The sequence below is a fragment of the Halostella limicola genome (assembly GCF_003675875.1).
GTDB lineage: Archaea > Halobacteriota > Halobacteria > Halobacteriales > Natronoarchaeaceae > Halostella > Halostella limicola.
Genome location: NZ_RCDI01000003.1, coordinates 514,314 through 537,184, shown reverse-complemented (window position 1 = coordinate 537,184; position 22,871 = coordinate 514,314). Strand labels below are relative to the sequence as shown.

Genomic DNA, 22,871 nt, shown 5'->3' with positions numbered 1-22,871 from the left:
GTGGCCTCAGTTGGCCGCGACGTCTTCGGCGACGTCCTCGGCGTTCTCGGCGACCTGCTCGACGCTGTCCTCGACCTGCTCGTGTGCGTTGAGGAACGTGTCGAACGTGGTGTCGACGGCGTCGGTGTAGTTGTCGGCGGCCTCGTCGAAGGCGGCGACGCTCTCGTCGAGCATCTCGCCGAACGACTCCCAGGCGTCGGCCTGCACGTCGTCGACGGACTCGAAGCCGTCGTCGACGGCCTGACGCAGTTCGTCGAAGTCGGCGGCGTCCTCGGGGAGCGAGGACTCGACGGCGTCGAGGTAGGCGTGGGCGGCCTGCTGGCTCACGTCGTTGGTCTGGGCCTGCAGGGCCGCGACGGGCTCGACGCTGTTGGCGAGCGTCTGGACGAGGGCCTTCTGGGCCTCGACGGCGTCGTGGGTCGCCTGCTGGGTCTGTTCGACGGCGGTGCGCTGGAACTCGAATGCGGTCTGGATGGGGTTGGTGTCAGTCATTGTTATCACTTCTGTTGCGTTTCACGGGGACGACGACTGTCTGCACGATGTCGCCCTCCTGGATGTCGAGGGCTTCGCGCTCGGCGTCGGGGATGCTTATCCGTCCGCTGCTCTGGACACGGGTCTTGAACGTCGCCGTGCCCATGCTCATCTGGCTGAGGTCGGTCATGGCGTCCAGCCCGCCGGCGTTGGCCGAGAGGAACTGCTCGAACAGTTCCTGCTGCGACTCCACCGCCTGCTCGCTCGCCTGTTGCATCTGCTGTGCGAACGCTGCTGGCGACCACGGCATCCCGGTCCGGTCGTCGTCGTCCTCCGTCATCAACAGTCAGTAGGTCGGGAGACACCATAAGCGTTCCGCTGAAAACCATCTCTTACCATTACACACCAACAAGTGGTTTGAAGGAGTAGAAGGCGGATCGATAGGGTATGGACGCGCTCGAAAGACCAGTCGTTTCACCGCCGACGGGATCCAAATTATCTGGCCACAGGACACTTAACAGCATAGAGCCTACCGGGGGACGACAATGAGCAAACAGTCTCAGGAACTCACAACGCCGCTGTCGGCCATGACGAACGCCTGGGCGCGGATGACCGGGTCGTTCTTCAAGAGCGCCGCCGCGGCCAACACCGCTGCCCTCTCCGCGTTCGACCACGAAGACGGAGACGAAGAGGATCAGCGGGAACTGCCCTCGATCCCCTCGGTCGCGTACGAGGAGTCCGACTGGGAGTTCGAGCGATCGGTGGAGCGATCAGAGGACATCGCCGTCGGCGACACCGTCCGCTTCTCGAAGGTGCTCGACGACGACGACGTTCGCGACTTCGCGCGCGTGAGCGGGGACACGAACCGCCTCCACCTCGACGACGAGTTCGCCGAGACGACCCGGTTCGGCGGCCGGATCGCCCACGGCACGCTCGTCTCGGGGCTCATCAGCGCGGCGCTCGCGCGGCTCCCCGGCCTCACCATCTACCTCTCGCAGGATCTGGAGTTCACGGGTCCGGTCACCATCGGCGACCGGATCGCGGCGGAGGTCGAGGTCATCGAGGACCTCGGCGACGACCAGTTCCGCCTCTCGACGGTTATCTCCGACGAGGACCAGGACCGGACCGTCATCGAGGGCGAAGCCGTCGTCCTCATCGACGACCTCCCCGAGGAGGAGCACCCGCCGGCGACCGACCGATAACGCGTCGTTCGCCGACCGCGGACACCGTCAGTTACCGCCCGACCGTCGGGCTGCGCTCGCCCGCGACGGGCCGGTGACGGTCCCTCGAACACCGCAGTTCGAGATAGGCAGATATTTTAGGCTCCCCTAAAGAGTGGGCGGTAACGAATGAGCGGCGACATCTGCGTTATCGTTCCGACCATCCGCGAGTACGAGTGCATGCGGGCGTACTTCGACAACGCCCGCGAACACGGGTTCGACCTCGACCGCCTGCACGTTCTCCTCGTTACGGAGGACTTCTGCGACACCGAGGAGATGCGGGCGATGCTCGACGAGGAGGGCGTCTCGGGCGAGGTGTTCGACGGCTCCCGCCGCGAGGAGTGGTACGAGGACCGCGGCGTCTCGGAGTACTCCCACGTCGTGCCCGCGGCGAGCCACGCCGAGACGAGCTTCGGCCTGCTGTACATGTGGGACGGCGATTTCGACTACGGCTTCTTCATCGACGACGACACGCTCCCCCACGAGGACTACGACTTCTTCGGCCGGCACATGGCGAACCTCGCGTTCGAGGGCGAGATCGAGTCCGTCTCGTCCGACGAGAACTGGGTGAACGTCCTCTACCAGAACTTCGACGAGCACGGCCTCTACCCGCGCGGGTATCCCTACTCCGCGATGGACGAGACCGTCGAGACGGACAGCGCCACCGTGGAGCGCGGCGAGGTCGTCGCCTCGCAGGGACTGTGGACGAACGTCCCCGACCTCGACGCCGTGCGCATCCTGATGGACGGCGACCTGCAGGGGCAGGCCCAGACGCGCACGGGCGCGGAAGACTACGGGACCGACTTCGTCGCCGAGCGGGGCAACTACCTCACCGTCTGCTCGATGAACCTCGCCTTCCGCCGCGAGGTGATCCCGGCGTTCTACCAGTGCCCGATGGACGAGAACCCGTGGGACGTCGGCCGGTTCGACGACATCTGGAGCGGCGTCTTCCTCAAGCGCGCCTGCGACCTCCTCGGCAAGCGCATCTACAACGGCGCGCCGCTGTGCGAGCACAACAAGGCGCCGCGGTCGACGTTCGACGACCTGAACAACGAGGTCCCGGGCCTCGAACTGAACGAGCACCTCTGGCGCGTGATCGACGAGGCGGGCGACGGTGCAACCTCCTACGCGGAGGCGTTCGACGCGATGGCGACAGCGCTGGCCGAGGGCGACTGGGACCAGTACAACAACGGCGACTTCTTCACCTACGTCGGCGAGTACATGCGCGACTGGCTCGACTGCCTCGACGCACTCGACGGTCTGGAGGTCCGTCCCCGCGCGCCGGCCGCCGCCGACGACTGAGACGCCGACGAATCGGTAGCTATAAATGTTTTAGGGAGGCCTAAATCTACGTATGAGCGAAGACGACGGATCCGATCGGCGATCGTCGAATCGGCGCCGCTTCCTCGCCGCCGCGGGCGCGGCCGGGATGGCGTCGGTCGCCGGGTGTAGCGCGCTTCTCGACGCAGTCAACGGTGACGGCGGCGACAGCGACGGCGACGAGGGACCGGGCCTCATCGGCTCCGGCCGCGAGGGCCGCGACGCCCCGGGCGGCACCCCCATGTCGGAGATGCCCGATCTGAGCGGTACCCTCACCCTCTACTCCGGCCGCGGCGAACCGCTGGTCGGGGAACTCGTCTCCCACATCGAGGACCTCTACGACGACTTCACGATCGAACCGCGGTACAACAGCTCGACGGACCTCGTGAACCAGATCACCGAGGAGGGCGACACGAGTCCGGCGGACGTCTTCTTCTCCGTCAACGCCGGGTCGCTCGGCGTCCTCGCGGACGAGGGCCTGGCGGCCACGCTCCCCGACGACGTGGCGACGATGGTCGACGGCGCCTACCGCGACGACGAGAACCAGTGGGTCGGCACGTCCGGTCGCGCGCGGACCGTCCCGTACAACACGAACCAGTTCTCGGAGGACGACGTCCCGAGCGACATCTCCGCGTTCCCCGACGCGGACCAGTTCCAGGACGTCATGGGCTGGGCCCCGTCGTACGGCTCCTTCCAGGCGTTCGTCACCGCGATGCGGATCCTCAACGGCGACGAGGAGACGAAGGCGTGGCTGGAGGGGATGATCGACCAGGGCGTCGAGGCGTACTCCGACGAGTTCACCGTCGCCCGGCGCATCGCCGACGGCGAGCTCGGCGCGGGCTTCACGAACCACTACTACATCCAGCGGGTCGTCGACAACCGCGACGACCCGCCGATCGCCACGGCCTTCACCGAGGGCGACGCCGGCGCCATCTTCAACGTCGCCGGCGCGGCGGTCGTCAGCTCGACGGACCAGTCGGAGCTCGCCGCGAACTTCGTCCGCCACCTCCTCTCGGCAGAGGCACAGGAGTACTTCGCGACGACGACCTTCGAGTACCCGCTGATCCCCGAGGTCGAGCCGGTGGGCGAGCTGCCGACCGTGGACGAGCTGAACCCGCCGGACCTCGACCTGACCCAGCTGTCGGACTTAGGCCCGACGCTCGAACTGATGCGCGACGCCGGCCTCGACGTCTGACCTGACATGGCCGCAGAACCGGGAACGACCGCGACGGGCGAGTCGACCGACGCCGGGGACGAGCCCCGATCGTACCCCGTCGGTCTCACCTTCCTGAGCGGCGCGGTCGCCGCCGGTTCCGTGCTGCCGCTGTTCTGGCTGATCGAGACCGCGTTCCGCACCGGCGTCGCGGAGCCGGTCTCGCTGCTGTTCGACCCGCTCACCCTGCAGGTGCTCGTCAACAGCGTCGTGCTCGTCACCAGCGTGACGGTCGCGTCGGTGCTCATCTCCGTCCCGCTCGCCTACCTCACGGTCCGGACCGACCTGCCGTTCAGGCGGTTCTGGACCGTCGCGGTGATGCTGCCGCTCGTCATTCCGAGTTACATCGGCGCGTTCGCGTTCGTCTCGGTGTTCTCGCCGAACGGCGAGGTGCAGTCCCTGCTCGCCCCGCTCGGCGTGGAGGAACTGCCCGGCATCTACGGGCTGGAGGGAACGGTGCTCGTGCTGACGCTGTACACTTACCCGTACGTGTACATCACGTCGCGGGCGTCGCTGAAGACGCTCGACACCAGCCTCGTCGACGCCGCCCGCACCCTGAAACACACCCGTTGGGAGGCGTTCAAGCGGGTCGTCGTCCCACAGATCCGTCCCGCGGTGGCCGCGGGCGCCCTGCTCACCGCGCTGTACACGCTGTCGGACTTCGGGACGCCCCAGATCATGCGCTACTCCGTGTTCACCCGGATCATCTACACCCGGTGGGCCACCAGCCCCGAGTTCGCCGCCGTGCTGTCGATCCAGCTGCTCGCGGTGACGGTGCTGATCCTCGCCGTCGAGTCCCAGATCCGCGGAGATGACACACTCCACGGGAGCGGCGGGAGCGCGCACTCCTCCGGGCGGATGCGCCTCGGCCGCTGGAAGTGGCCGGCGCTCGCGTTCCCCGCGCTGGTGGTCGGTCTCGCGCTGGCCGTCCCCATCGGGACGCTCCTGCTGTGGCTCGTCCGGGGCGGCGCGACGGGCAGCGGCGTTCCGTTCGAACTGGAGTACGTCGCCAACTCCGTCGACGTCTCGCTCGCCGCGGCGCTCGTCGCCACTCTCGCCGGCCTTCCCGTCGCCTACCTGTCGGCCCGACACAGCACGCGGCTGGGCGACCTGTTCGAGCGGATCACCTACGTCGGCTACGCCGTGCCGGGCGTCGTGATGGGGCTCGCGCTGGTGTTCGTCGGGATCAACGTCGCGCCGAGCCTCTACCTGACGCTCCCGCTTTTGATCTTCGCGTACGTGGTCCGCTTCCTGCCCCAGTCCGTGGGGTCGACGCGGGCCTCGTTCCTGCAGGTCAACCCCGCGCTCCCGGAGGCGGCCCGCACGCTGGGCCGGAGCTCGATCGGTGCGTTCCGTGCCGTGACGCTCCCGCTCGCCGCGCCGGGCCTGCTCGGCGGGGCGGCGCTCGTCTTCCTCACGACGATGAAGGAGTTACCGGCAACGCTGATGCTGAGTCCGTCCGGTTATAAGACCCTCGTCACGTACATCTGGCAGATGCAAGAGGACGGCTACTACGGCGACGCCGCGGTGCCCGCGCTGGTGCTCGTCGCCATCTCGGCGCTCTCCATCTTCGTGATCATCTCACAGGAGGGGTACGATGTCAAATAGCACGCTGCACCCGACGGACGGATCCCGGTCGAGTCGTCCCGACCCGGCGACCGACGAGACGGTGCTGGAACTCGACGGCGTCTCCAAGACCTACGGGGACGAGCGGGTCATCGACGACCTCTCGCTGTCGGTGGCCGACGGCGAGATCCTGACGCTGTTGGGCCCCTCGGGGTGCGGGAAGACGACGACGCTCCGGCTGATCGCCGGCCTCGAACGCCCCGACGCCGGCACGGTGTCGCTCGACGGGGCGGCCGTCGCCGGCCGCGGCGACTTCGTCGCGCCCGAGCGCCGCGGCGTCGGCGTCGTCTTCCAGGAGTTCGCACTGTTTCCCCACATGACCGCCGAGGAGAACATCGCGTTCGGCCTCAAGGACCGGCCGGAAGACGAGCGCGACGCCCGCGTCGACGAGATGCTGGACCTCGTGGGCCTCGACGCCCACCGCGAGAGCCGCCCCGACGAGCTTTCGGGCGGCCAGCAACAGCGCGTCGCGCTGGCGCGCTCGCTCGCGCCCGAACCCGAGATGCTGCTGCTCGACGAGCCGTTCTCCAACCTCGACGTCGACCTCCGCGTCGAGATGCGCGAGGAGGTGCGGGCGATCATCAAGGAGGCGGGCGTCACCGCCATCTCCGTCACCCACGACCAGGAGGAGGCGCTCTCGATCAGCGACCGCGTGGCGGTGATGAACGACGGCCGCATCGAGCAGGTCGACCGGCCCGAGCAGGTGTTCCAGCACCCCGAGTCACGCTTCGTCGCCGGCTTCCTCGGCCACGCGAGCTTCCTCTCCGGCTACGTCAGCGGCGACGACGTCGAGACCGGGCTGGGGACGCTCGACCGCGACCGCATCCACGGGCTCGCAGAGGAGTACGAAGGGACGAAACTCGACGTGCTCGTCCGTCCCGACGACCTCTGCGCGGAGCCGGCGAACGGGGCGGCGGTCGACGGCGTGGTGACCCACCGCCGCTACCTCGGGCCGACCGTCCTCTACCGCGTCGAACTGGACAACGGCGACGTGCTGGAGTGCATGCACAACCACACCGACCAGGTCGACGTCGGGACGCGCGTGGCGGTCGATCTGGACGCCGACCACGACCTCGCCTGGTTCCCCGCGTCGCAGCGCTGATGTCCGCGGCCGCCCTCCGCGAGCGCGTCACCGCGACGCACGTCGCCGCGCTCGTCGCCGCGCTCGCCGGCGCGGTCGTCTTCTTCCTCGCCGTCGACCTCTTTCCGTACCACTCCAACAACCACGACGAGGGCGTCTATCTCCAGCAGGCCCAGATGCTGCTCGCGGGGCAGTTGAACCTCTACCCCGCCGTCCCCGACGCCGTCCGCCCCTGGTTCTTCGTCGACGACGGCGGCCGCCTCTACCCGAAGTACACGCCAGTCCCCGCGGCCGTCTTCGCCGTCGCGAAGGCAGTGACCGGCGAGTTCCGCGTCGCGCTCGCCGCGGTCGCCGCCGGCAACGCGGCGCTCTGTTACGCCGTCACCGCGGAGGCGTTCGACCGACGGACGGGCGTCGTCGCCGCCGTCGCGCTCGTCGGCGCCCCACTGTTCCTGCTCACCTCCTCGGCGTTTCTCTCGTACGCGCCCGCTGCCCTGTTCAACTGGGCGTTCGCGCTGGCGTACGTCCGCGCAGTGCGCCGCGGGAGCCGACGCTACGCCGCCGCGGCGGGCGTCGCGGTCGGGCTCGCCTTCTTCGCCCGCCCGTACACCGCCGTGCTGTTCGCGACGCCGTTCATTCTCCACGCCTGCCTGACGCTCTGGCGCGCGGGCCGCCGGGACCGGAACGAGTTCCGGGCGTGGTTCGGCCGATACGCCGTCGTCGCCGCCGGCGGTCTGACGTTCGTGGGTGCGACCCTCGCGTACAACGCCGCGGTGACAGGGTCGCCGCTGCTCTTCCCCTACAAGGCGTTTGCCCCGCTCGACGGTCTGGGCTTCGGCTACCGGCGGATACTGAGCCACGACCTGCGATACACCCCGGCGCTCGCGCTCCGGGCGAACGCGTGGGTGCTGTGGCACTTCGGCACGCGCTGGACGGTGGCCGGCCCCGTCGGAACGCTGCTGGCGGCCGCGGGCGTCGCCCGCTTCCTCGTCGGCCTGCGCCGCCGTGACGCCCGCGCTGCGGCCGGCGAGCCGGGCGGCGACCCGCTCCCGGACCGCGAACTCCGGGCCGTGCTCGCCGGCCTGATCGTCTCGGTGATCGCCGGCAACGTCGCCTTCTGGGGGAACTACAACGTCCTCGCCACGTTCGCGGACCCGACCGACGGCCTGATATCGGTGCTCGGACCGTTCTATCACTTCGATCTCCTGCTCCCCCTATCCGCGTTCGCCGCGAGCGCCGCGGTGGCGGGGTGGGACCGGTTCCGGGCGGCCGCGGCGGCGCAGTTCGACCCGCGCGGTGCCCGGGTCGCCCTGCTGCTCGCGCTCGTCGTAACGCTCCCCGTCGTCGGAGTCGCAGAGCGCGCTGCGGTCGAACCGCCGGTCGAACGCAACGCCGCCCACACCGAGAAGTACGAGGCGGCGTACGCCCCCGTCGAGGCGGCCGACTTCGAGAACGGGCTGGTGTTCGTCCCGACGCCGTACGGCGAGTGGCTCAACCACCCGTTCCAGGTGCTCCGGAACGACCCCGGCTTCGACGGGCCGGTCGTGTACGCGATGGACCGCGACGCCGCGGACGACTTCGCCGTCCTCGACGCCTACCCGAACCGGACGCTCTACCGGTACACCTACCAGGGCGAGTGGACGCCGGCCCCGGACGAGCGGGTGACCCCGAAACTGGAGCGCCTCGACCGCCGCGAAGCGGCCGCGTTCGAGGTCCGGACCCGTACCGGCGTCATTCGGGACACCGGGTCGGTGACGGTGCGGGTCGAAGCGAACGGGACCGCAGCCGAGTTCGCGTACGAGGGCGACCCGGGCGACCGGATCGCCGTCGACTGGCGGGTGACGCCGGAGGGCGTGACTGTCGTCGGCGAGAACCTGACGCGAGTGGTCGGGAACCGGTCCGTGCCCCTCTCCGGGGCCGAGGACGTCACCCTGTCGGTGACGATGGTCCAGCGCGGCGGGGCGTCGGTCACCTACCGCGAGGAGGTGACCGTGCGGGCGAAAAACGACTCGGTGGAGGTCGTGTGGCCCCCGGAGCGCTCCGTCTGCAACCTCGTTCTCGACTGCGGACGCGAGGGGACCTACCTCCCGGACCGACCGGAGACGCGCGTCAGCGGGGCGTGGATGAACAGCACGCTCACCGCGCGGGAGTGAACCGGGAGGAGCGGACGGCGGTCAGCGGAACCGCTCTTCGAGACAGACCTTGGCGATGGACTTCGCGATGGCCGCGCCGCCGGCGAAGGGGTCGAGCTTCGTCTGGCCCTTGCGTTCCCGGTAGTCGATAGGGACCTCTACCACGTCGTAGCCGCGCATCAGCGGCCGAATGAGCAGCTCAGCGGAGAGGCCAGTGTTCTCGGTCCACTCGATGCGCTCGACGACCTCGCGGCGGTACGCGCGCATCCCCGTCGTCGTGTCGTGGACGCGACGGCCCATCAGCACGCTCGCCAGCAGGGCGAACGCCCGGTTGCCGTGCCGGTTGAGGTCCGGCATCGCGTCGGCCCCGTGGTAGAGCCGGTCGCCGCTCACCACGTCGTATCCCTCGTTGATCAGGTCGAGGAACTCCGGGAGTTGCTCCATCGGGTACGTGTCGTCGCAGTCCGTCGTCACGACGACCGGGCGGTCCGGCGTCAGGACGGCCTCGCGCACGGCGACGCCGTACCCCTGCGGGGCCTGCCGGATCACCGTCGCGCCGTGGTCGCGCGCTATCTCGGGCGTCTCGTCGCTGGACCCGTCGACGCAGACCACCTCGGCCCGGCCGTCCGTCACCTCGTCGATGTCCGAGAGCACCGTCCTGATGGCCTCGGCCTCGTTGTACGTCCCCATCACGACGCTCACGTCGTCGAACGTGTACGCGTCCGACCCGGCGCCGGCCGCGTTCTCGTCCGCGTTCTCGCTCATTACCCCCGCTTTCCGACGCTCGTACTTGAGTTTTTAGGTTTGCCAAAATCGCCTCAGACTTCCGGCGTCGGATGCAGGAACGTCTGGAACTCGACGGTCCGACCCTCGGGGTCGTCGGCGAAGAACTGGTAGATGTCGTACTCCTCGTTCTCCCGCGGCGGCCCGCGCGCACGGTCGGCGAGGCGGTCGTGCATCTCGTCGACGGCGTCTCGGTCGTCGTAGTAGAAGGTGACGGTCCCGCAGGTCTCCGCGACGTCGCCCTCGCAGAACCCGAACAGGAAGTTACCGTGTCGGAGGATGGTACAGCCTTCCTGTTCGAGCCACACCGTCGCGCCGACCTCGTCGGTGTAGAACGAGACGACCGCCGACGGCCGCTCCGCCGCGAAAAAGACGATCCCGGACATAGATATGATTTCCCGGCACCGCCGCAAAATTCTTTCGCGGCGGCCGAACGTATTTACCGGTCGAGCGGTAGGTTGGACCCGTGACAGAAACTCGACGGATCGCGGCGGCGACGGGCCTCGCCTCGGCCGCGCTGGCGCTCGGCGGCATCCTCGTGGCGACGCTCGTCTCGTCGTCGTTCACTTGGGCCGGTGCCGCCCTCTCGGACATGGGTCGGCCCGGGACGGGGACGTACTGGCTGTTCAACGGCGTGCTGATCGCGGCCGGCGCGCTCGGGGTCCCCTTCGCGTACGCGCTGCTCGCGGACGCCGGAAACCTCGTTCAGCGGGTCGGGGTCGGCCTCTTTCTCGTCACGGTGGCGGCGATGGCGATGGTCGGGGTGTTCCACCTGCCGAAGGCGGGCCACGGCGTCGTCGCCGTCACGCACTACGTCGGGGCGACGCTGTTCCTGTGGGTGTGGGGCACCGGCGAGGCGCTCGCCGGTCGCGTCCGGCGGGGGCTGGCGACGGTGTGGCTCGCGAACGCCCACGTCCTCGCGTGGGCCACGTGGGTCGGATCGGTCGCACCGCGGTGGTTCGCGGCGGCGGAGTACGCCGGCGCGCTCGCCTTCGGCGGATGGGTCGTCGTCACCGCGCGCCGCCTGCTCGGCGACTCGGCGCGCGCGGCGGCCTGAGCCGGTTCGGTCCTCTCGGCCGCTCTGCTTTCGTCACCCGCCATCCCCGAGTCAGTCGTCGCCCGAGGTCAGCGCGGTGAACTCGTTGACGTCCGCGTCCCTGCCGGCGACGATCGCCTCGTCGCCGGCGCGAAACCTGAACTCCGGGCCGAGGTCGGTGATCATCTCGCCCTCGCGCTCGACCGCGACCACCGTACAGCCGGTGCGCTCGCGGACGTTCGCGGACCGTAGCGTCGACCCGGCCAGCGCCGGCACGGGCGCCCGGACGACCTCGACCTGCGTGTCGAGCGAGATGATGTCCTCGTCGAGCACCGTCGAGGCGAGCATCCGGCCGCTCACCCGCGACAGCGCGAGCACGTAGTCCGCGCCGGCGCGGTACAGTTTGGGGACGCTCTCGCCCTCGGCCGCGCGGCAGACGATCTCCGCGTCCGGGTTCAGTTCGTCGACGACGAGCGTGGCGAACGTCGTCGCCGTGTCGCTCCCGAGGGCGAGGACGACGGTCGTCGCGTCCGGGACGCCGGCCTCCCGGAGCGTGCTCCGCTCGGTCGCGTCGCCGACCACGTCGACCGCCGGCATCTCCCGTAGGTCGACGACCGTCGCGTCCACGTCGGCGGCCGCCAGTTCGTCGACGACGGTCGACCCGACCTCTCCCCTGCCGAGGACGACCACGTTCGACCGGGCGGGCCGGCGCTTCTTCGACCGCGTGAGTCGGCGGAGCGCTTCGAGGCTCCGCACCCGCCCGGCGGCCAAAAGCACCGTCCCCCCCGACAGGACCGTGTCGGGCGACGGCGGGCTCCGGAACTCGCCGCGCTCCCAGATCCCGACGACGTTCACTCCGGTCCCCTCCCGGATTCCGCTCTCTTTCAGGCGCTGGCCCGCGACGGCGCTGTCCCGCTGGACGGTGAGCTCGGCGATCTCGAAGTCGTCGCCGACCACGTCCGGGGCGTCGATGGACCCCGTGATCTTGTCCGCCAGGCTCCCGCCGAGGATCCGCTCGGGCGAGAGCACCGTGTCGGCCCCGGCGAGGCGGTGGTACGGCTCGTTCGCCCGGTCTTCGAGGAGGGTGACGACCCGCGCGTTCGGCGAGACCTCCCGCGCGGAGAGGACGATGCTCGCGTTGCGCTCGTCGTCGGCGTCGGCGACGACGGCGGTCGCCGCGTCGGCGTTCGCGCGCCGGAGCGTCTCCGTCGACTCGGGGTCGCCGTGGATCACGGAGAGGTCGTCCTCGTACAGTTCCGCGGCGACCTCCTCGTCGGACTCCACGACGACGTACTCCTGGTCGCTGGTCTCCAGTTCCTCGACCAGCGCCTCGCCGTGCGGGGTGTACTCGCAGACGACGACGTGGTCGGCCGTGTCTTCGGCGGCCCGCGGCGCGGACGTCGCGAGCGCCTCCTCGAAGAGGGGGAAGACGAACACCGGGAGGGCGAGGAAGATGAGGAACACGCCGGTCAGGTCCATCAGGACCACGAGGAGGTTCATCCACGGCGACGACCACGGGGCGTCCGACCCGAACCCGGTCGTGGTGAACGTCTCGACGACGACCTGCACGGAGTGGAAAAACGACGAGGGCCGCCCCTCGAAGACGGCCATGCCGACGTGATACGCGACGGCGTAGGTCGCCATGACGGCGGCCAGCGAGAGGAGGTACAGCGCCGTGCGCCGTCGCCACTTGCTCATTCGCCCGCTCATACCGCCGACTGGCGGAAAAACGTTGCCGTCCGCGACGGAGGTCTGACGACCAGACCGCCTCCGCGCCCGCGGTCGCCCCGTCACCGTACCAATCGGATCACTTATACATCCGGGGTTCGGAGTTCGGCAGCGTCCGATATCGGGCGTGTGCGAACCCCGCACGGTCAAAAGGTTGAAATCCGCATCACTCCTACAGGTGCCCATGCACAAAGACGAGTTGCTCGAATTACACGAGCAGATGGTGACGATCATGGAGAACGTCGCCGAGCGCGAGGAGGTCGATCCCGAGCTGTTCGATCCGTACTACCAGCTTGACGTGGACCCCTCGCACGTCCACAAGTCCAAGAGCGAGCACAAACACGCCGTGTTCGTCCTCGGCAACGCCCTCGCGAACGCGATGAGCGAGGACGAGTTCTCGAGCGCCGGCCGCATCGGCAAGCGGATGGAGGAGCTGGCGGACGACGCCGAGCAGCGGATCTGAGGCCGTGCCGCGACCGACGTTCGACCGATCCTCGTCGAGCCGCCGCTTTTCGGTTACGCCGCTGACGCTTCCGGCCCGGCGGCGGAAAGTATATGTTTCGCTTGTGGCTTTTGCGAAGTATGAATACGCGCACGGAACAGCGGGTCGACGACTGGAGTACCCGCCCCGTCGACGGGTACCAGGGGTTGCGCGACCTCGCGGACGAGCAGTTCTCCGGTGCGGTGCGCGCCCGGGGGACGTGGCTGTTCATGCTGAACGGCCGCATCGTCGGCGTGTTCGAGGGGGCCATCGAGGACTTCGAGTCCGCCTCGGCGACCGCACACGAGGCGCCGGACCCCTCGCTTCCCCTCCTGTTCACCATGCTGGAGAAGGGCGGCGAACAGCAGGCGAAGTACTACACGGAGGACACGCCGGTCGCCGACGCCGACGGGACGCTCTCGTCGGGGTCGTTCACCGGCTTCATCGAGCTCAGCGAGAACGTCCTCAGCGGCGACTACTACACGGTCTACTACGGCGGCAAGTCGATGAGCTGCGCGTTCGTCGGCAACAGCGAGGAACTGATCACCGGCGACGAGGCCTTCGAGCGCGCGAACGACGAGGTCGGCATCTACGAGGTGCGCAACGTCGACATCGAGGTGACGGACGTCCCCGACCCGTCCGGCGGGGCCGCGGACGCGGACGGAACCGGCGCCGCGAGCGACGCGGGCGGTCCGAGCGGGACGAGCGCGGGCGCCGACGCGGCCGCGAACGAGCCGGCGGGCCGAGAAGCGACAAACGGCGGCGACGTCGAGGCCGGCACCGAACCCGACGCGGGTGCCGGCGAACCGACCCGGTCCGAACCGTCCGGGGGCGCAGGAGCGGACCCGCAGGCCGACGCGAACGCGGCGCGATCCGGCGCAAGTGAGGACCCGGAACCCGGCTCCGCCCGGAACCCGGACGCGCGCGAGCCGGCCGGCGGCGAGCGCGGTGCGGGCGGCCACGAGGCGAACGCCGACCCGAACGCGGCGGGCAGGGGCGATCCGGCCGCGCCCGGCCGCGGCGAACCGGACGAAGCGAGCGCGCCGGACCGGGAGCCGGCGACCGACGACGGAGCCGGCCCGGCCGACTCCGACCCGACCCACCCGACCGAGCGCGAGTCGTTCGACGTGCCGGGCGCGGAACCGGAGGACGTCGACGCGCCGGACCCCGACGAACTCGCCGAGCGGGCCGAGTCGACCGACGCCGCGGAGGCCGCTACGGGGCGGACGGTCACCGACGCCTCGTCGGCCGGCCCGGACGACGAACCGACGGGCGCGACGCCCGCCGTCGACGCCGCGGAGGCGGCCGTCGACGCGACCGAGACCGAGCCGGCGCGAAGCGATCCCGCGAGCGCCGAGGGCGCGGCCGGTCCCGACCCGAACGACGCCGCGCGCGAGAGCTACGACGCGGACCTCGGGACGGCCGAACCCGCCGAGTCGGACGACGACGGCGTCGACCCGACGTACGAGAGCGAGGAGGAGTGGCAAGAGGCGCGGACCATCCCGTCGCTCGACCCCGACCGGTCGTCGACCGGCGACGAGGAGTCGCCGGCACGGTCCGAGACGCGGCAGTCGCGGGCGGGCAGCCGCGGGCGCTCCGCGGAGCAGGGCGGTGCCCGGCCCGCGGGCCGCGATTCAGGCGGGAGCGCGCGACGGTCGACCGACCGCGAACGGTCGTCTGGGTCGGAGGCGTCGCGGTCGAACGCGTCGCGGTCCGACACCGCCGGCGCCGGCACCGCCGGGAGCGACGAGACGCTCAAGCAAGAGGTGCTCGAGCGCGAGGACAAGATAGACCAGCTTCAGCAGCGCGTATCGAACCTCCAGGGCGAGCGCGACGACCTCCGCGTCGAGCGCGACGAGTACCGGGACGAGGCCGAGTCGCTCCGCGGCGAGGTCGAGGACCTCGAAGCGGAGATAGAACGCCTGGAGAGCGAGGTGAACCGCCTGGAGCGTGAACTGGAGGAGGCACGCCGCGCCGCCGGCGGCGCGCCGAACGCCGGGCGACAGATCGGCGCGGCCGAGGCGCTCCGGGGAACGAACCTGTTCGTCCGCTACGCGTCGAAAGGCGACGCGACCCTGGAGGACGCCCACGCGGGCGACGCCGACGCCGAGACCGTCAACGCCAACCTCCGCCTGGAGCACCACACGCAGTTCGACAGCGAGGAGGCGGCGGTCGACGGGAAGGCGTTCGACGAGTTCCTCACCGACACGCTGGAGTTCAACTTCGTCGACTGGATCGTCGGCGGCCTGCTGTACGAGATCCGCGACACCGGCCACGCGACATCGCTGGAGGGCCTCTACGACGCCATCCCCCAGATCGACCGGGCCGAGCTGAAAGGCGACGTGAGCCTCGTGTACACGGAGAACGGCGACGAGGTCCGCGAGCAGAAGCAGTTCGACGTCGTCCTGCGCGACCGGATGGGGAACCCGCTGGTCGTGGCCGATCTGAACGACGCGCGCGACCCCGTCACGCAGGACGGGATGGCGACGCTAGAGAGCGACGCCTCGCGGCTGAAGGGGTCCAACGAGCACCTGAGCGCGGCGTTCGTCGTGACCTCCTCGTTCTTCGATCCCGGCGCGCTCGAAACCGCCGCGGAGGCGACGAGCGGGAGCTTCCTGAGTCGGGACTCGAAGAAGAGCTTCGTGAAGATATCCCGGAAACAGGGGTATCATCTCTGCCTCGTCGAATCGCGAGGACGCGACTTCCACCTCAACGTGCCGGAGCTTTAGCTCTCGATCTCGGCGCTTTCTTCGATCTTCATGTCGTGGAGCTTCCCGACGATGTCGTCGAGCTTGTCGTCGAGCTCGTCGACGAACTCGTCGGTCCGTTCCGTCTTGATGGCGCCCTGGCTCGAGGGTTCGATGAGGTTCTCCTCTTCGAGGACACGAAGGGAGTAGCGGACCTTGTGATGGGGGTACCCCGTCTCGTTGGACATCTTGACGATACCGATGGGCTCGTTCTCGATGACCATCTTCAGGACCTGAAGATGACGTTCGAGCATATCGACCTCTTTCTCAAGTCTATCTATCATGGCATTTGTTAACTTGTCTTTCGGGGCTTTAAAGGTTATCGTCAACACGTTCCGCCAGAAAGTCGGATACGACTTTTCGCCGTGCGTGGGGTTAACACTTTGGATCTATTCGCAATGATAAATAGATCAAGTTGGAGAGGTTCGGGCGCCGCGCTTGCCCCTGTACGTACACTTACGGGCGTCGCGCGGTCCACTACGCACATGGATCGACGAACGCTCGGGACGACCGGCTGGGACGTGACGGAAGTAGGACTCGGCACCTGGAACATCGGCGGGGACTGGGGTGACGTCTCCGAGGAGGACGGCCGCGAGGCCGTTCGGGCGGCGCTCGACGAGGGCGTGAACTTCGTCGACACCGCGGACGTGTACGGCGACGGCCGGAGCGAGCGCATCATCCGCGAGGTGCTAGAGGAGTACGATCGCGACGAGCGCGTGTACGTCGCCACGAAGGCGGGCCGCCGCCTCGACCCGCACACGGCCGAGCGCTACACCGAGGAGAACCTGCGCGACCACGTCGACCGGAGCCGCGAGTACCTCGGCGAGGAGACGCTCGACCTCGTCCAGTTGCACTGCCCCCCGACGGACGTGTACTACCGGCCCGAGGTGTTCGAGGCGCTGGAGGGGTTCAAAGAGGAAGGCCGTATCGACCACTACGGCGTCTCCGTCGAGCGCGTCGAGGAAGGCCTCAAGGCCATCGAGTACCCCGGCGTCGAGACGGTGCAGATCATCTTCAACCCGTTCCGCCAGCGCCCCGCCGACCTGTTCTTCGAGCGCGCGAAGGAGGAGGACGTCGGCGTCATCGTCCGCGTTCCGCTGGCGTCGGGCCTCCTGACGGGGAAGCTCTCGCGGGACGCGGAGTTCCCCGAGAACGACCACCGCAACTTCAATCGCGACGGCGAGGCGTTCGACGTGGGCGAGACGTTCGCGGGCGTCCCCTTCGAGACCGGCCTCGGCGCGGTGGACGAACTCCGTCCCGCCGTGCCCGAGGGCGCGACGATGGCGAAGTTCACCCTCCGCTGGATCCTCGACCACGACGCCGTCTCGACGGTCATCCCCGGGTCGACGAGCCCCGAGCACATCCGCGACAACGTCGCGGCGGCGGACCTGCCCGCGCCGTCAGACGACCAGCGCGCGGCCGTCGACGAGGTGTACGAGGAGTACGTCCGGGAACACGTCCATCATCGGTGGTGAGCGGGCCCCGTCGGTGAGTCGTCGAGGGTTACCGCACACCACACCACGGGGATGCAACGGGGGTCGGGTCAGTCGAACTGTTGATACGCGATCGTGGATACTTTCTCCCGCCACGGCCGGTGCTATCGTAATCGGTTTATCGGGGTAGAGAGAATCGAACCCTGTTATGACCGTTACCATCGTGGGTGCCCAACTCGGCGACGAGGGCAAGGGCGGCATCGTCGACCTCTACTGCGACGAGGCCGACGTGATCGCCCGGTATCAGGGCGGCGACAACGCCGGCCACACCGTCGTCGAAGACGGCACCGAGTACAAGCTCTCGCTGGTCCCCAGCGGGGCGGTTCGCGGCAAGGTGGGGGTGCTCGGCAACGGCTGCGTCGTCAACCCCCGGACGCTGTTCGACGAGATAGACGACCTCCGCGAGCGCGGCCTCGACCCGGACGTGCGGGTCGCCCGCCGCGCCCACGTCATCCTGCCGTACCACCGCGTGCTCGACGGCATCGAGGAGGACGTGAAAAGCGAGTCCGACCAGGAAGTCGGCACGACGGGCCGCGGCATCGGCCCGACGTACGAGGACAAGGCCGGCCGCCGCGGCGTTCGCGTCGGCGACCTGCTCGACGGCGACGTCTTGCGAGACCGACTGGAGTACGCCGTCCCGCAGAAGCGCGCGCTCGTCGAGGAGGTGTACGGCGTCGACGTCGAAGACCTCGACGACCCCGAGGCGTTCGACGTCGACGCGCTGTTCGAGGAGTACCGCGAGTTCGGCCGCCGCCTCGAGGAAAACGACATGACGGTCAACGCCGGCGAGTTCCTCGCCGACGCGATCGACGACGGGAAGAACGTCATGTTCGAGGGGGCGCAGGGGACCATCATCGACATCGACCACGGCAACTACCCGTACGTCACGTCCTCGAACCCGACGGCGGGCGGCGCGGCGACCGGCACCGGTCTCAGCCCCGGCGTCGTCGGCGGCGGCGAGGTCATCGGCATCGTCAAGGCCTACCTCTCGCGGGTCGGGAGCGGCCCGATGCCGACCGAGCTCGGCGGCGTCGTCGGCGACACGCCCGACTACGAGGAACAGGGCGAGGGCGACGACGAGGAGCTGGCCACCTACATCCGCGAGGAGGGCGGCGAGTACGGCACCGTCACCGGCCGCCCCCGCCGCGTCGGGTGGCTCGACGTGCCGATGCTCCGCCACGCCGCGCGGGTCAGCGGCTTCACCGGCCTCGCGGTCAACCACCTCGACGTCCTCGCCGGCCTCGACGAGGTGAAGGTCGGCCACTCCTACGATCTCGACGGCGAGGAGGTGTTCACCATGCCCTCGACGACCGAGGAGTGGGGCCGCTGCGAGCCGAACCTCCGGTCGTTCGACGGCTGGGACGAGGTCGACTGGGCGGCCGTCGCGGCCGACGGCTACGACGCGATCCCGGACGCCGCACAGGAGTACCTGGAGTACCTTAGCGACGAACTCGACACGCCGATCTACGCCGTCGGCGTCGGCGCGGACCGCGACGAGACCGTGATCGTCGAGCGGCCCTTCTGAGCAGCGTCCGCGCTCCTTACCTCGCGAGGATATCCGTTTTCAGGTCCGCGACGGCCCCGAGCACCTCGTCCACGCCCTCGTCGGGGACGTCGAACGCGCGCAAACTGTCCTCCAGGTGTTCGGCGACGCGCGCGAAGTCCTCCTCGGTCAGGTCGAGGTGGGCGTGGGCCTCGCGCATGCTCTCGCCGGTGTACTCGACCGGGCCGCCCGTCACGGCCGAGAGGAACTTCGTCTGGTGTTCGCGCAGGTCGGCCATCTCGGCGTCGTCGAAGTAGCCGGCCAACCGGTCGTCGTCGAGGACGCGCTCGTAGAACTCGTCGACGACCGCCGCGACGGCGTCCTCGCCGCCGATCCGGTCGTAAAGCGTCTCGTCGCTCATACGTTCTCCCGCCGGAGTCTCGGAACAAATAGGTTGCGGGACCGTCGCGACCCGGCACGCTTTTTGCCGGGGGGACCATGGTGTCGACCATCAGGTGAGTTCGTCGTGAAAGAATCACTCATGGACATACTCTGTTGCCCGATGGACAAGCACGACCTCGAACTCGACGCCGGAGAGCGCGACGACGGGGAGATAATGACGGGCGAACTCGTCTGCACCGAGTGCGGCGAGACGTACCCCATCGAGGACGGCATTCCGAACCTCCTGCCGCCGGACATGCGCGAGGACGCCCCGGCCTGAAACTTTTTGCTCCCGGGGGTTGACTGGGTAGCCGTGCCAGAGACGCTGTCGGTCCACGTGAGCGACGACGACCTACACGCCATCTCAGTGGAGACGCCGTCGTTCGAGACCGCCGGCGCGTTCGACGTCGAACTGGTGAACCACGGGCGAGCCGTCCACGTCCACCTCAACCTGATGGACGGGTTGAGCCGGGCGGCGACGCTCGAAGCGACGAACCACTTCGTGGAGACCGAGTCCGTCCGCACGGTGCGAGTGAACGTCGACGGCCCGTTCCCCGCGGAAGGAAAGCTGAAGATCGTCACCGCGTACGGCGCCGAAACGGCGTACGCCGACGTGACGGTTCGAGAGCCCGACGACGCGGACGACTCCGTGGTCGTCGACGAGGCGCTCGCCAGTCCCGCGGGCGCGGCCGAGACGGACTCGAACGGCTCGTCGCCGTCGTCCGCTCTCCCGACGCCCGGCGCGGGGACGACGCCGGTGCTCGCCCTCGCCGGCGTCGCGCTCCTGGTCGCGTTTCTGGCCGCGACCGTGGTCGAGGGGCCGATAGCCGTCGTCGGCGTGGGCGTCGTCCTCGTCGGCGTCGCCGCGGCCGCGGCGATACTCGTCCGGGATTAGTCCTCGGTCGGCACGCCGGCGAGGTTCCCCTCGTCGTCGAACAGCTTCTCCCGAAGGTATCGAGCACGATAGCGGTTCGCGCCCTCGTACACGTCGGCCTCGCGGACCTCGTCGGTCTCGCCGTCGGCCACGGCGTCGATTATCTCCTCGATCTGCTCCTTCTCGCTCGGCGTGAGTTCGAACTCGTAGGTGCGACTCTCCTCGCGCTCCAGCGTCGTCCACTTGCGCGCGGCGGCGATCACCAGCGAGCAGGGCTCCCGGCAGGGGAACTCCCCGTCGCCGCCGTCGACGTCTAGCTGGGCGTCCTCGTCGTAGTCCCACTCCCGGCGCTTGAGACACTGGGAGTCGACGCAACAGGTCGCGGCGATGCGCTCGACAGCCTCGCGGTCGAGCTCGTCGACGATGTCGTAGATGCCCGTCTGGCGCTCGGCCGTCTCGCGCCAGTGCGAGACGTCGAGGTCGCCCTCGCGCTCGCGGTGCCAGTTCTCGATCGTCGCCGGGTAGACGTGCCCGACCGTCGCGACCAGGTCCCGGGCGTCGAGGTCGGGGAAGACCCACCCGGTCCGAAGGGTCGGCGCGGTCTTCAGCGGGCGGTACCGGCCCTTCTCGTCGTACGTGACGAGTTCGCGGGCCTCCAGCGGGTCCTCGAAGGCGTCCAGGTCCTCGACCGGCCGACCGCCGTCGGCCTCGTGACGCAGGTCGTACCGCCGGCGACCGTCGTCCCCGAGCGTCGCTGTGAGTTCGAGCTCCCCCCAGTGGCGGACGACGCCGTCGGCGAGCGCGTCGTAGCGCTCGGGAACGGAGCGCTCGTCGGCGCCCTCAAGCCAGCGGAGGAACGCCCGGCGCGCGCCGTGAGAGGGCGCCGCCTCGGTCCAGAAGTCCCAGTTCGTGACGTGGGCGGCGGCGTCCGCCGCGGCGTCGCGGAACCCGTCGGCGTCGAGGCCCGCGCGCTCGTCGCCCGGGACCGCGAACCGGTAGCCGTCGCCGTCGCGGTCGATGTCGAGCCCGTCGAAACTGACGCCGTCGTCCGCGGCCTCGCGGAGCCGTTCGACCTGCTCGGGTTGCATACCTACTCCGAAGGATAGCGGATGGATAAAGTCGGCTATTCCGGGCGGTACCGCCCCGGGTTCTGGAAGGCCTATAAATAATTTGCGTCGGGTTTCCGCGAGAGAAAGGGCTGGTCCCGGTTTAATACCGCCGACGGGGACCCACAAACTGCATGGTAACCCGAAAGCCCTCCGCCGCGGTGCTGCTCGCGGTCGGGATGATCGCGCTAAGCGGTTGTCTCGGCACCGTCGGGAGCAGCAACGCGCCGGCCGACGCGACGACTGACGCCCCCGCAGACGCGATCCAGGAGGCCGACGACGGATCGCAAGAGGCCGAGAACGCGTCCCAGGAAGCCGACGACGACACGACCGAGAACGACACGGCCGGAAACGAGTCGGCGGAGACGACGGACGACGGCGAGCCCTCCGGCGAGGAAGTCGTCGAGCGCTTCGAGCAGCGCATGGAGTCGATCGACAGTTACGTCGCCGTCCAGCGGACCACGGCGACGTACGACGGGAACGAGATAAACACGACCGCACAGGTGTGGGTCCGAACCGACACCGGCGAGTACCGGCAGGAAGTCGTCGCGCCCGACGAACGCGCCGGGACGATCACCGTCGTGAACGAGAGCGTGAGCGCCGTGTACGACCCGCAGACCAACGAGTACACCGTCTTCCCGGACCAGGGGGCCGACCCCAACCGGTCGGCGTCGATGGTCGAGTACCTCGTCGATGACGCCGAACTGAGCTACGAGGACACCGTGGACCTGGACGGCGAGCGCACCCATCGCCTCTCGGTCGTGCCGAACGGGAGCGAGGGGTTCGGCTCGAACGTGACGATGTGGGTCGACGCCGAGACGTACTTCCCGTCGCGCCTCGAGCTGTCGTTCGGGAACGGGGTCAACGCGACGACGGTCGTCGAGTACGAGGACGCGATCCTGAACTGGTCGATCCCGAACTCGACGTTCGTCCTCGACCCGCCCGCTGACGCCCAGCGCTCGGAGTTCACCGCGCCGAACGTCACCGAGTTCGACTCCCGCGAGGACCTCGTCACGAACGTCTCGACGTCGGTCCCCGACCCCGAGCTGCGGGGGAACTACTCGTTCGAGAGCGCCACCCTCACCGAGGACGGGACGACGAACGTCCGCGTCGTCTACGCCGACGGCGCCGACGAGATAGTCGTCAACAAGATCAACGGCACGCAGGCGATGGCCGACGACGGCGAGTCGGTCGCGATCGGCGACCGCGAGGGGGTGTTCCAGTCGGTCGGCAACGAGAGCATGGTCGTCTGGACCTGCGAGGGGAACACCTACGCCGTCATCGGACCGGAGCCGCGCGACCGTCTCGTGACAGTCGCGGAGTCGATGGTCTGCGACTGATCGGGTCGGCCGGACGCGGCGACCCTCGCTGGTAGCCCCCGCCCCCGACGCCCTACCACCCTGACGCCCCACCCGCTGACGACTTCGGCCCTCCACTCGCCGACGCCGCCCGCCGATGCCGTCCACCGGTCCCCCCAGTCTTCGCCCCGCTGACGCTTCGCCGCTCGCGCATCCCGCGACCGCCGACGTCTCTCTCGCTCAATCCGCCCACCCCGCTGACGCGCTCTCTCCCGCCCTGAATCCCGCTGACGCACTCTCTCCCTCCCTGAATCTCGCCGCCCGCTCGCCCCACCCCC

General features: G+C 69.2%; 22 protein-coding genes. 14 read left to right on the top strand and 8 right to left on the bottom strand.

All coding sequences use genetic code 11. The annotated features are described in order from the left end of the window. Nucleotides 1–6: 6 nt before the first annotated feature. Both D8670_RS15995 and D8670_RS15990 read right to left on the bottom strand, forming a co-directional pair. Nucleotides 7–492: a hypothetical protein gene (locus D8670_RS15995; protein ID WP_121819120.1), complete on the bottom strand. Its 486-nt coding sequence runs from the start codon at nucleotides 490–492 to the stop codon at nucleotides 7–9. Further along, complete coding sequence (locus D8670_RS15990; RefSeq protein WP_121819119.1) at nucleotides 485–811, bottom strand: AbrB/MazE/SpoVT family DNA-binding domain-containing protein; 327 nt, start codon at nucleotides 809–811, stop codon at nucleotides 485–487. The genes D8670_RS15995 and D8670_RS15990 overlap by 8 nt, the downstream gene beginning before the upstream one ends. Before the next feature lie 205 nt (nucleotides 812–1,016). Between D8670_RS15990 and D8670_RS15985 the strand changes: the two genes are divergently transcribed. From D8670_RS15985 to D8670_RS15960, 6 genes are all read left to right on the top strand, one after another. Continuing rightward, nucleotides 1,017–1,673: a MaoC family dehydratase gene (locus tag D8670_RS15985; RefSeq protein WP_121819118.1), complete on the top strand. Its 657-nt coding sequence runs from the start codon at nucleotides 1,017–1,019 to the stop codon at nucleotides 1,671–1,673. Nucleotides 1,674–1,820: 147 nt separating this feature from the next. Further along, nucleotides 1,821–2,993 carry an alpha-1 4-glucan-protein synthase gene (locus tag D8670_RS15980; RefSeq protein ID WP_121819117.1) on the top strand — a complete coding sequence of 391 codons (1,173 nt, stop codon included), beginning with the start codon at nucleotides 1,821–1,823 and terminating at the stop codon, nucleotides 2,991–2,993. A 52-nt stretch (nucleotides 2,994–3,045) separates the two neighbouring features. Beyond that, nucleotides 3,046–4,206: an extracellular solute-binding protein gene (locus tag D8670_RS15975; protein WP_121819116.1), complete on the top strand. Its 1,161-nt coding sequence runs from the start codon at nucleotides 3,046–3,048 to the stop codon at nucleotides 4,204–4,206. A 6-nt stretch (nucleotides 4,207–4,212) separates the two neighbouring features. Next, nucleotides 4,213–5,832 (top strand): ABC transporter permease, encoded by a 1,620-nt coding sequence (locus tag D8670_RS15970; RefSeq protein ID WP_121819115.1) that lies wholly within the window; start codon nucleotides 4,213–4,215, stop codon nucleotides 5,830–5,832. After that, the gene (locus D8670_RS15965) at nucleotides 5,822–6,952 is read left to right on the top strand and encodes an ABC transporter ATP-binding protein (RefSeq protein ID WP_121819114.1); all 1,131 of its coding nucleotides are present in this window, start codon (nucleotides 5,822–5,824) and stop codon (nucleotides 6,950–6,952) included. Before D8670_RS15970 ends, D8670_RS15965 begins: the two co-directional genes overlap by 11 nt. After that, entirely contained in the window at nucleotides 6,952–9,084 is a 2,133-nt protein-coding gene (locus D8670_RS15960; RefSeq protein WP_121819113.1) for a DUF7846 domain-containing protein, read from the top strand. Before D8670_RS15965 ends, D8670_RS15960 begins: the two co-directional genes overlap by 1 nt. Before the next feature lie 21 nt (nucleotides 9,085–9,105). Here the strand turns inward: D8670_RS15960 and D8670_RS15955 are convergent, their stop codons facing one another. Together D8670_RS15955 and D8670_RS15950 are read right to left on the bottom strand one after the other, a co-directional pair. After that, a complete protein-coding gene (locus D8670_RS15955; protein WP_121819112.1) occupies nucleotides 9,106–9,828 on the bottom strand; it encodes a dolichyl-phosphate hexose transferase in 723 nt (240 codons plus the stop codon). Between the two features lie 53 nt (nucleotides 9,829–9,881). Continuing rightward, on the bottom strand, nucleotides 9,882–10,232 hold the full coding sequence (locus tag D8670_RS15950; RefSeq protein WP_121819111.1) for a VOC family protein: 351 nt from the start codon (nucleotides 10,230–10,232) through the stop codon (nucleotides 9,882–9,884). A gap of 80 nt (nucleotides 10,233–10,312) precedes the next feature. Here D8670_RS15950 and D8670_RS15945 point away from each other — a divergent pair, with 80 nt between their 5' ends. Then, a complete protein-coding gene (locus tag D8670_RS15945; protein ID WP_121819110.1) occupies nucleotides 10,313–10,903 on the top strand; it encodes a DUF998 domain-containing protein in 591 nt (196 codons plus the stop codon). 51 nt (nucleotides 10,904–10,954) lie between these two features. Here D8670_RS15945 and D8670_RS15940 read toward each other — a convergent pair whose 3' ends face one another. After that, nucleotides 10,955–12,580: a potassium channel family protein gene (locus D8670_RS15940; protein WP_121819109.1), complete on the bottom strand. Its 1,626-nt coding sequence runs from the start codon at nucleotides 12,578–12,580 to the stop codon at nucleotides 10,955–10,957. Nucleotides 12,581–12,794: 214 nt separating this feature from the next. On the opposite strand from D8670_RS15940, the gene D8670_RS15935 reads away from it, so the two are divergent. Further along, nucleotides 12,795–13,073, top strand: coding sequence for a UPF0058 family protein (locus D8670_RS15935; RefSeq protein ID WP_121819108.1), 279 nt, complete (start codon nucleotides 12,795–12,797; stop codon nucleotides 13,071–13,073). Between the two features lie 119 nt (nucleotides 13,074–13,192). Beyond that, a complete protein-coding gene (locus D8670_RS15930; RefSeq protein WP_121819107.1) occupies nucleotides 13,193–15,820 on the top strand; it encodes a DUF7527 domain-containing protein in 2,628 nt (875 codons plus the stop codon). Here D8670_RS15930 and D8670_RS15925 read toward each other — a convergent pair. Then, the gene (locus D8670_RS15925; RefSeq protein ID WP_121819106.1) at nucleotides 15,817–16,122 is read right to left on the bottom strand and encodes a hypothetical protein; all 306 of its coding nucleotides are present in this window, start codon (nucleotides 16,120–16,122) and stop codon (nucleotides 15,817–15,819) included. The genes D8670_RS15930 and D8670_RS15925 overlap by 4 nt on opposite strands. Nucleotides 16,123–16,323: 201 nt before the next feature. Between D8670_RS15925 and D8670_RS15920 the strand changes: the two genes are divergently transcribed. Continuing rightward, complete coding sequence (locus D8670_RS15920) at nucleotides 16,324–17,313, top strand: aldo/keto reductase (protein WP_121819105.1); 990 nt, start codon at nucleotides 16,324–16,326, stop codon at nucleotides 17,311–17,313. Between the two features lie 166 nt (nucleotides 17,314–17,479). Further along, entirely contained in the window at nucleotides 17,480–18,856 is a 1,377-nt protein-coding gene (locus D8670_RS15915; RefSeq protein WP_121819104.1) for an adenylosuccinate synthase, read from the top strand. Nucleotides 18,857–18,872: 16 nt separating this feature from the next. On the opposite strand, the gene D8670_RS15910 is transcribed toward D8670_RS15915, so the two are convergent. After that, nucleotides 18,873–19,235 (bottom strand): group I truncated hemoglobin, encoded by a 363-nt coding sequence (locus tag D8670_RS15910; protein ID WP_121819103.1) that lies wholly within the window; start codon nucleotides 19,233–19,235, stop codon nucleotides 18,873–18,875. Between the two features lie 105 nt (nucleotides 19,236–19,340). Here D8670_RS15910 and D8670_RS15905 point away from each other — a divergent pair, with 105 nt between their 5' ends. Next, on the top strand, nucleotides 19,341–19,535 hold the full coding sequence (locus tag D8670_RS15905) for a methytransferase partner Trm112 (RefSeq protein ID WP_121819102.1): 195 nt from the start codon (nucleotides 19,341–19,343) through the stop codon (nucleotides 19,533–19,535). Between the two features lie 33 nt (nucleotides 19,536–19,568). After that, entirely contained in the window at nucleotides 19,569–20,150 is a 582-nt protein-coding gene (locus tag D8670_RS15900) for a DUF7524 family protein (RefSeq protein ID WP_121819101.1), read from the top strand. On the opposite strand, the gene D8670_RS15895 is transcribed toward D8670_RS15900, so the two are convergent. Continuing rightward, nucleotides 20,147–21,217 carry a DR2241 family protein gene (locus D8670_RS15895; protein WP_121819100.1) on the bottom strand — a complete coding sequence of 357 codons (1,071 nt, stop codon included), beginning with the start codon at nucleotides 21,215–21,217 and terminating at the stop codon, nucleotides 20,147–20,149. The two genes, D8670_RS15900 and D8670_RS15895, sit on opposite strands and share 4 nt — an antisense overlap. A gap of 152 nt (nucleotides 21,218–21,369) precedes the next feature. On the opposite strand from D8670_RS15895, the gene D8670_RS15890 reads away from it, so the two are divergent. Beyond that, complete coding sequence (locus D8670_RS15890; protein WP_121819099.1) at nucleotides 21,370–22,575, top strand: LolA family protein; 1,206 nt, start codon at nucleotides 21,370–21,372, stop codon at nucleotides 22,573–22,575. Nucleotides 22,576–22,871: the final 296 nt, after the last annotated feature.

What these genes read in the sequence shown, in the direction of transcription:
- D8670_RS15995 (WP_121819120.1), bottom strand. Translation starts at nt 492, where the DNA reads ATGACTGACACCAACCCCATCCAGACCGCATTCGAGTTCCAGCGCACC.
- D8670_RS15990 (WP_121819119.1), bottom strand. Translation starts at nt 811, where the DNA reads ATGACGGAGGACGACGACGACCGGACCGGGATGCCGTGGTCGCCAGCA.
- D8670_RS15985 (WP_121819118.1), top strand. Translation starts at nt 1,017, where the DNA reads ATGAGCAAACAGTCTCAGGAACTCACAACGCCGCTGTCGGCCATGACG.
- D8670_RS15980 (WP_121819117.1), top strand. Translation starts at nt 1,821, where the DNA reads ATGAGCGGCGACATCTGCGTTATCGTTCCGACCATCCGCGAGTACGAG.
- D8670_RS15975 (WP_121819116.1), top strand. Translation starts at nt 3,046, where the DNA reads ATGAGCGAAGACGACGGATCCGATCGGCGATCGTCGAATCGGCGCCGC.
- D8670_RS15970 (WP_121819115.1), top strand. Translation starts at nt 4,213, where the DNA reads ATGGCCGCAGAACCGGGAACGACCGCGACGGGCGAGTCGACCGACGCC.
- D8670_RS15965 (WP_121819114.1), top strand. Translation starts at nt 5,822, where the DNA reads ATGTCAAATAGCACGCTGCACCCGACGGACGGATCCCGGTCGAGTCGT.
- D8670_RS15960 (WP_121819113.1), top strand. Translation starts at nt 6,952, where the DNA reads ATGTCCGCGGCCGCCCTCCGCGAGCGCGTCACCGCGACGCACGTCGCC.
- D8670_RS15955 (WP_121819112.1), bottom strand. Translation starts at nt 9,828, where the DNA reads ATGAGCGAGAACGCGGACGAGAACGCGGCCGGCGCCGGGTCGGACGCG.
- D8670_RS15950 (WP_121819111.1), bottom strand. Translation starts at nt 10,232, where the DNA reads ATGTCCGGGATCGTCTTTTTCGCGGCGGAGCGGCCGTCGGCGGTCGTC.
- D8670_RS15940 (WP_121819109.1), bottom strand. Translation starts at nt 12,580, where the DNA reads ATGAGCAAGTGGCGACGGCGCACGGCGCTGTACCTCCTCTCGCTGGCC.
- D8670_RS15935 (WP_121819108.1), top strand. Translation starts at nt 12,795, where the DNA reads ATGCACAAAGACGAGTTGCTCGAATTACACGAGCAGATGGTGACGATC.
- D8670_RS15930 (WP_121819107.1), top strand. Translation starts at nt 13,193, where the DNA reads ATGAATACGCGCACGGAACAGCGGGTCGACGACTGGAGTACCCGCCCC.
- D8670_RS15925 (WP_121819106.1), bottom strand. Translation starts at nt 16,122, where the DNA reads ATGATAGATAGACTTGAGAAAGAGGTCGATATGCTCGAACGTCATCTT.
- D8670_RS15920 (WP_121819105.1), top strand. Translation starts at nt 16,324, where the DNA reads ATGGATCGACGAACGCTCGGGACGACCGGCTGGGACGTGACGGAAGTA.
- D8670_RS15915 (WP_121819104.1), top strand. Translation starts at nt 17,480, where the DNA reads ATGACCGTTACCATCGTGGGTGCCCAACTCGGCGACGAGGGCAAGGGC.
- D8670_RS15910 (WP_121819103.1), bottom strand. Translation starts at nt 19,235, where the DNA reads ATGAGCGACGAGACGCTTTACGACCGGATCGGCGGCGAGGACGCCGTC.
- D8670_RS15895 (WP_121819100.1), bottom strand. Translation starts at nt 21,217, where the DNA reads ATGCAACCCGAGCAGGTCGAACGGCTCCGCGAGGCCGCGGACGACGGC.
- D8670_RS15890 (WP_121819099.1), top strand. Translation starts at nt 21,370, where the DNA reads ATGGTAACCCGAAAGCCCTCCGCCGCGGTGCTGCTCGCGGTCGGGATG.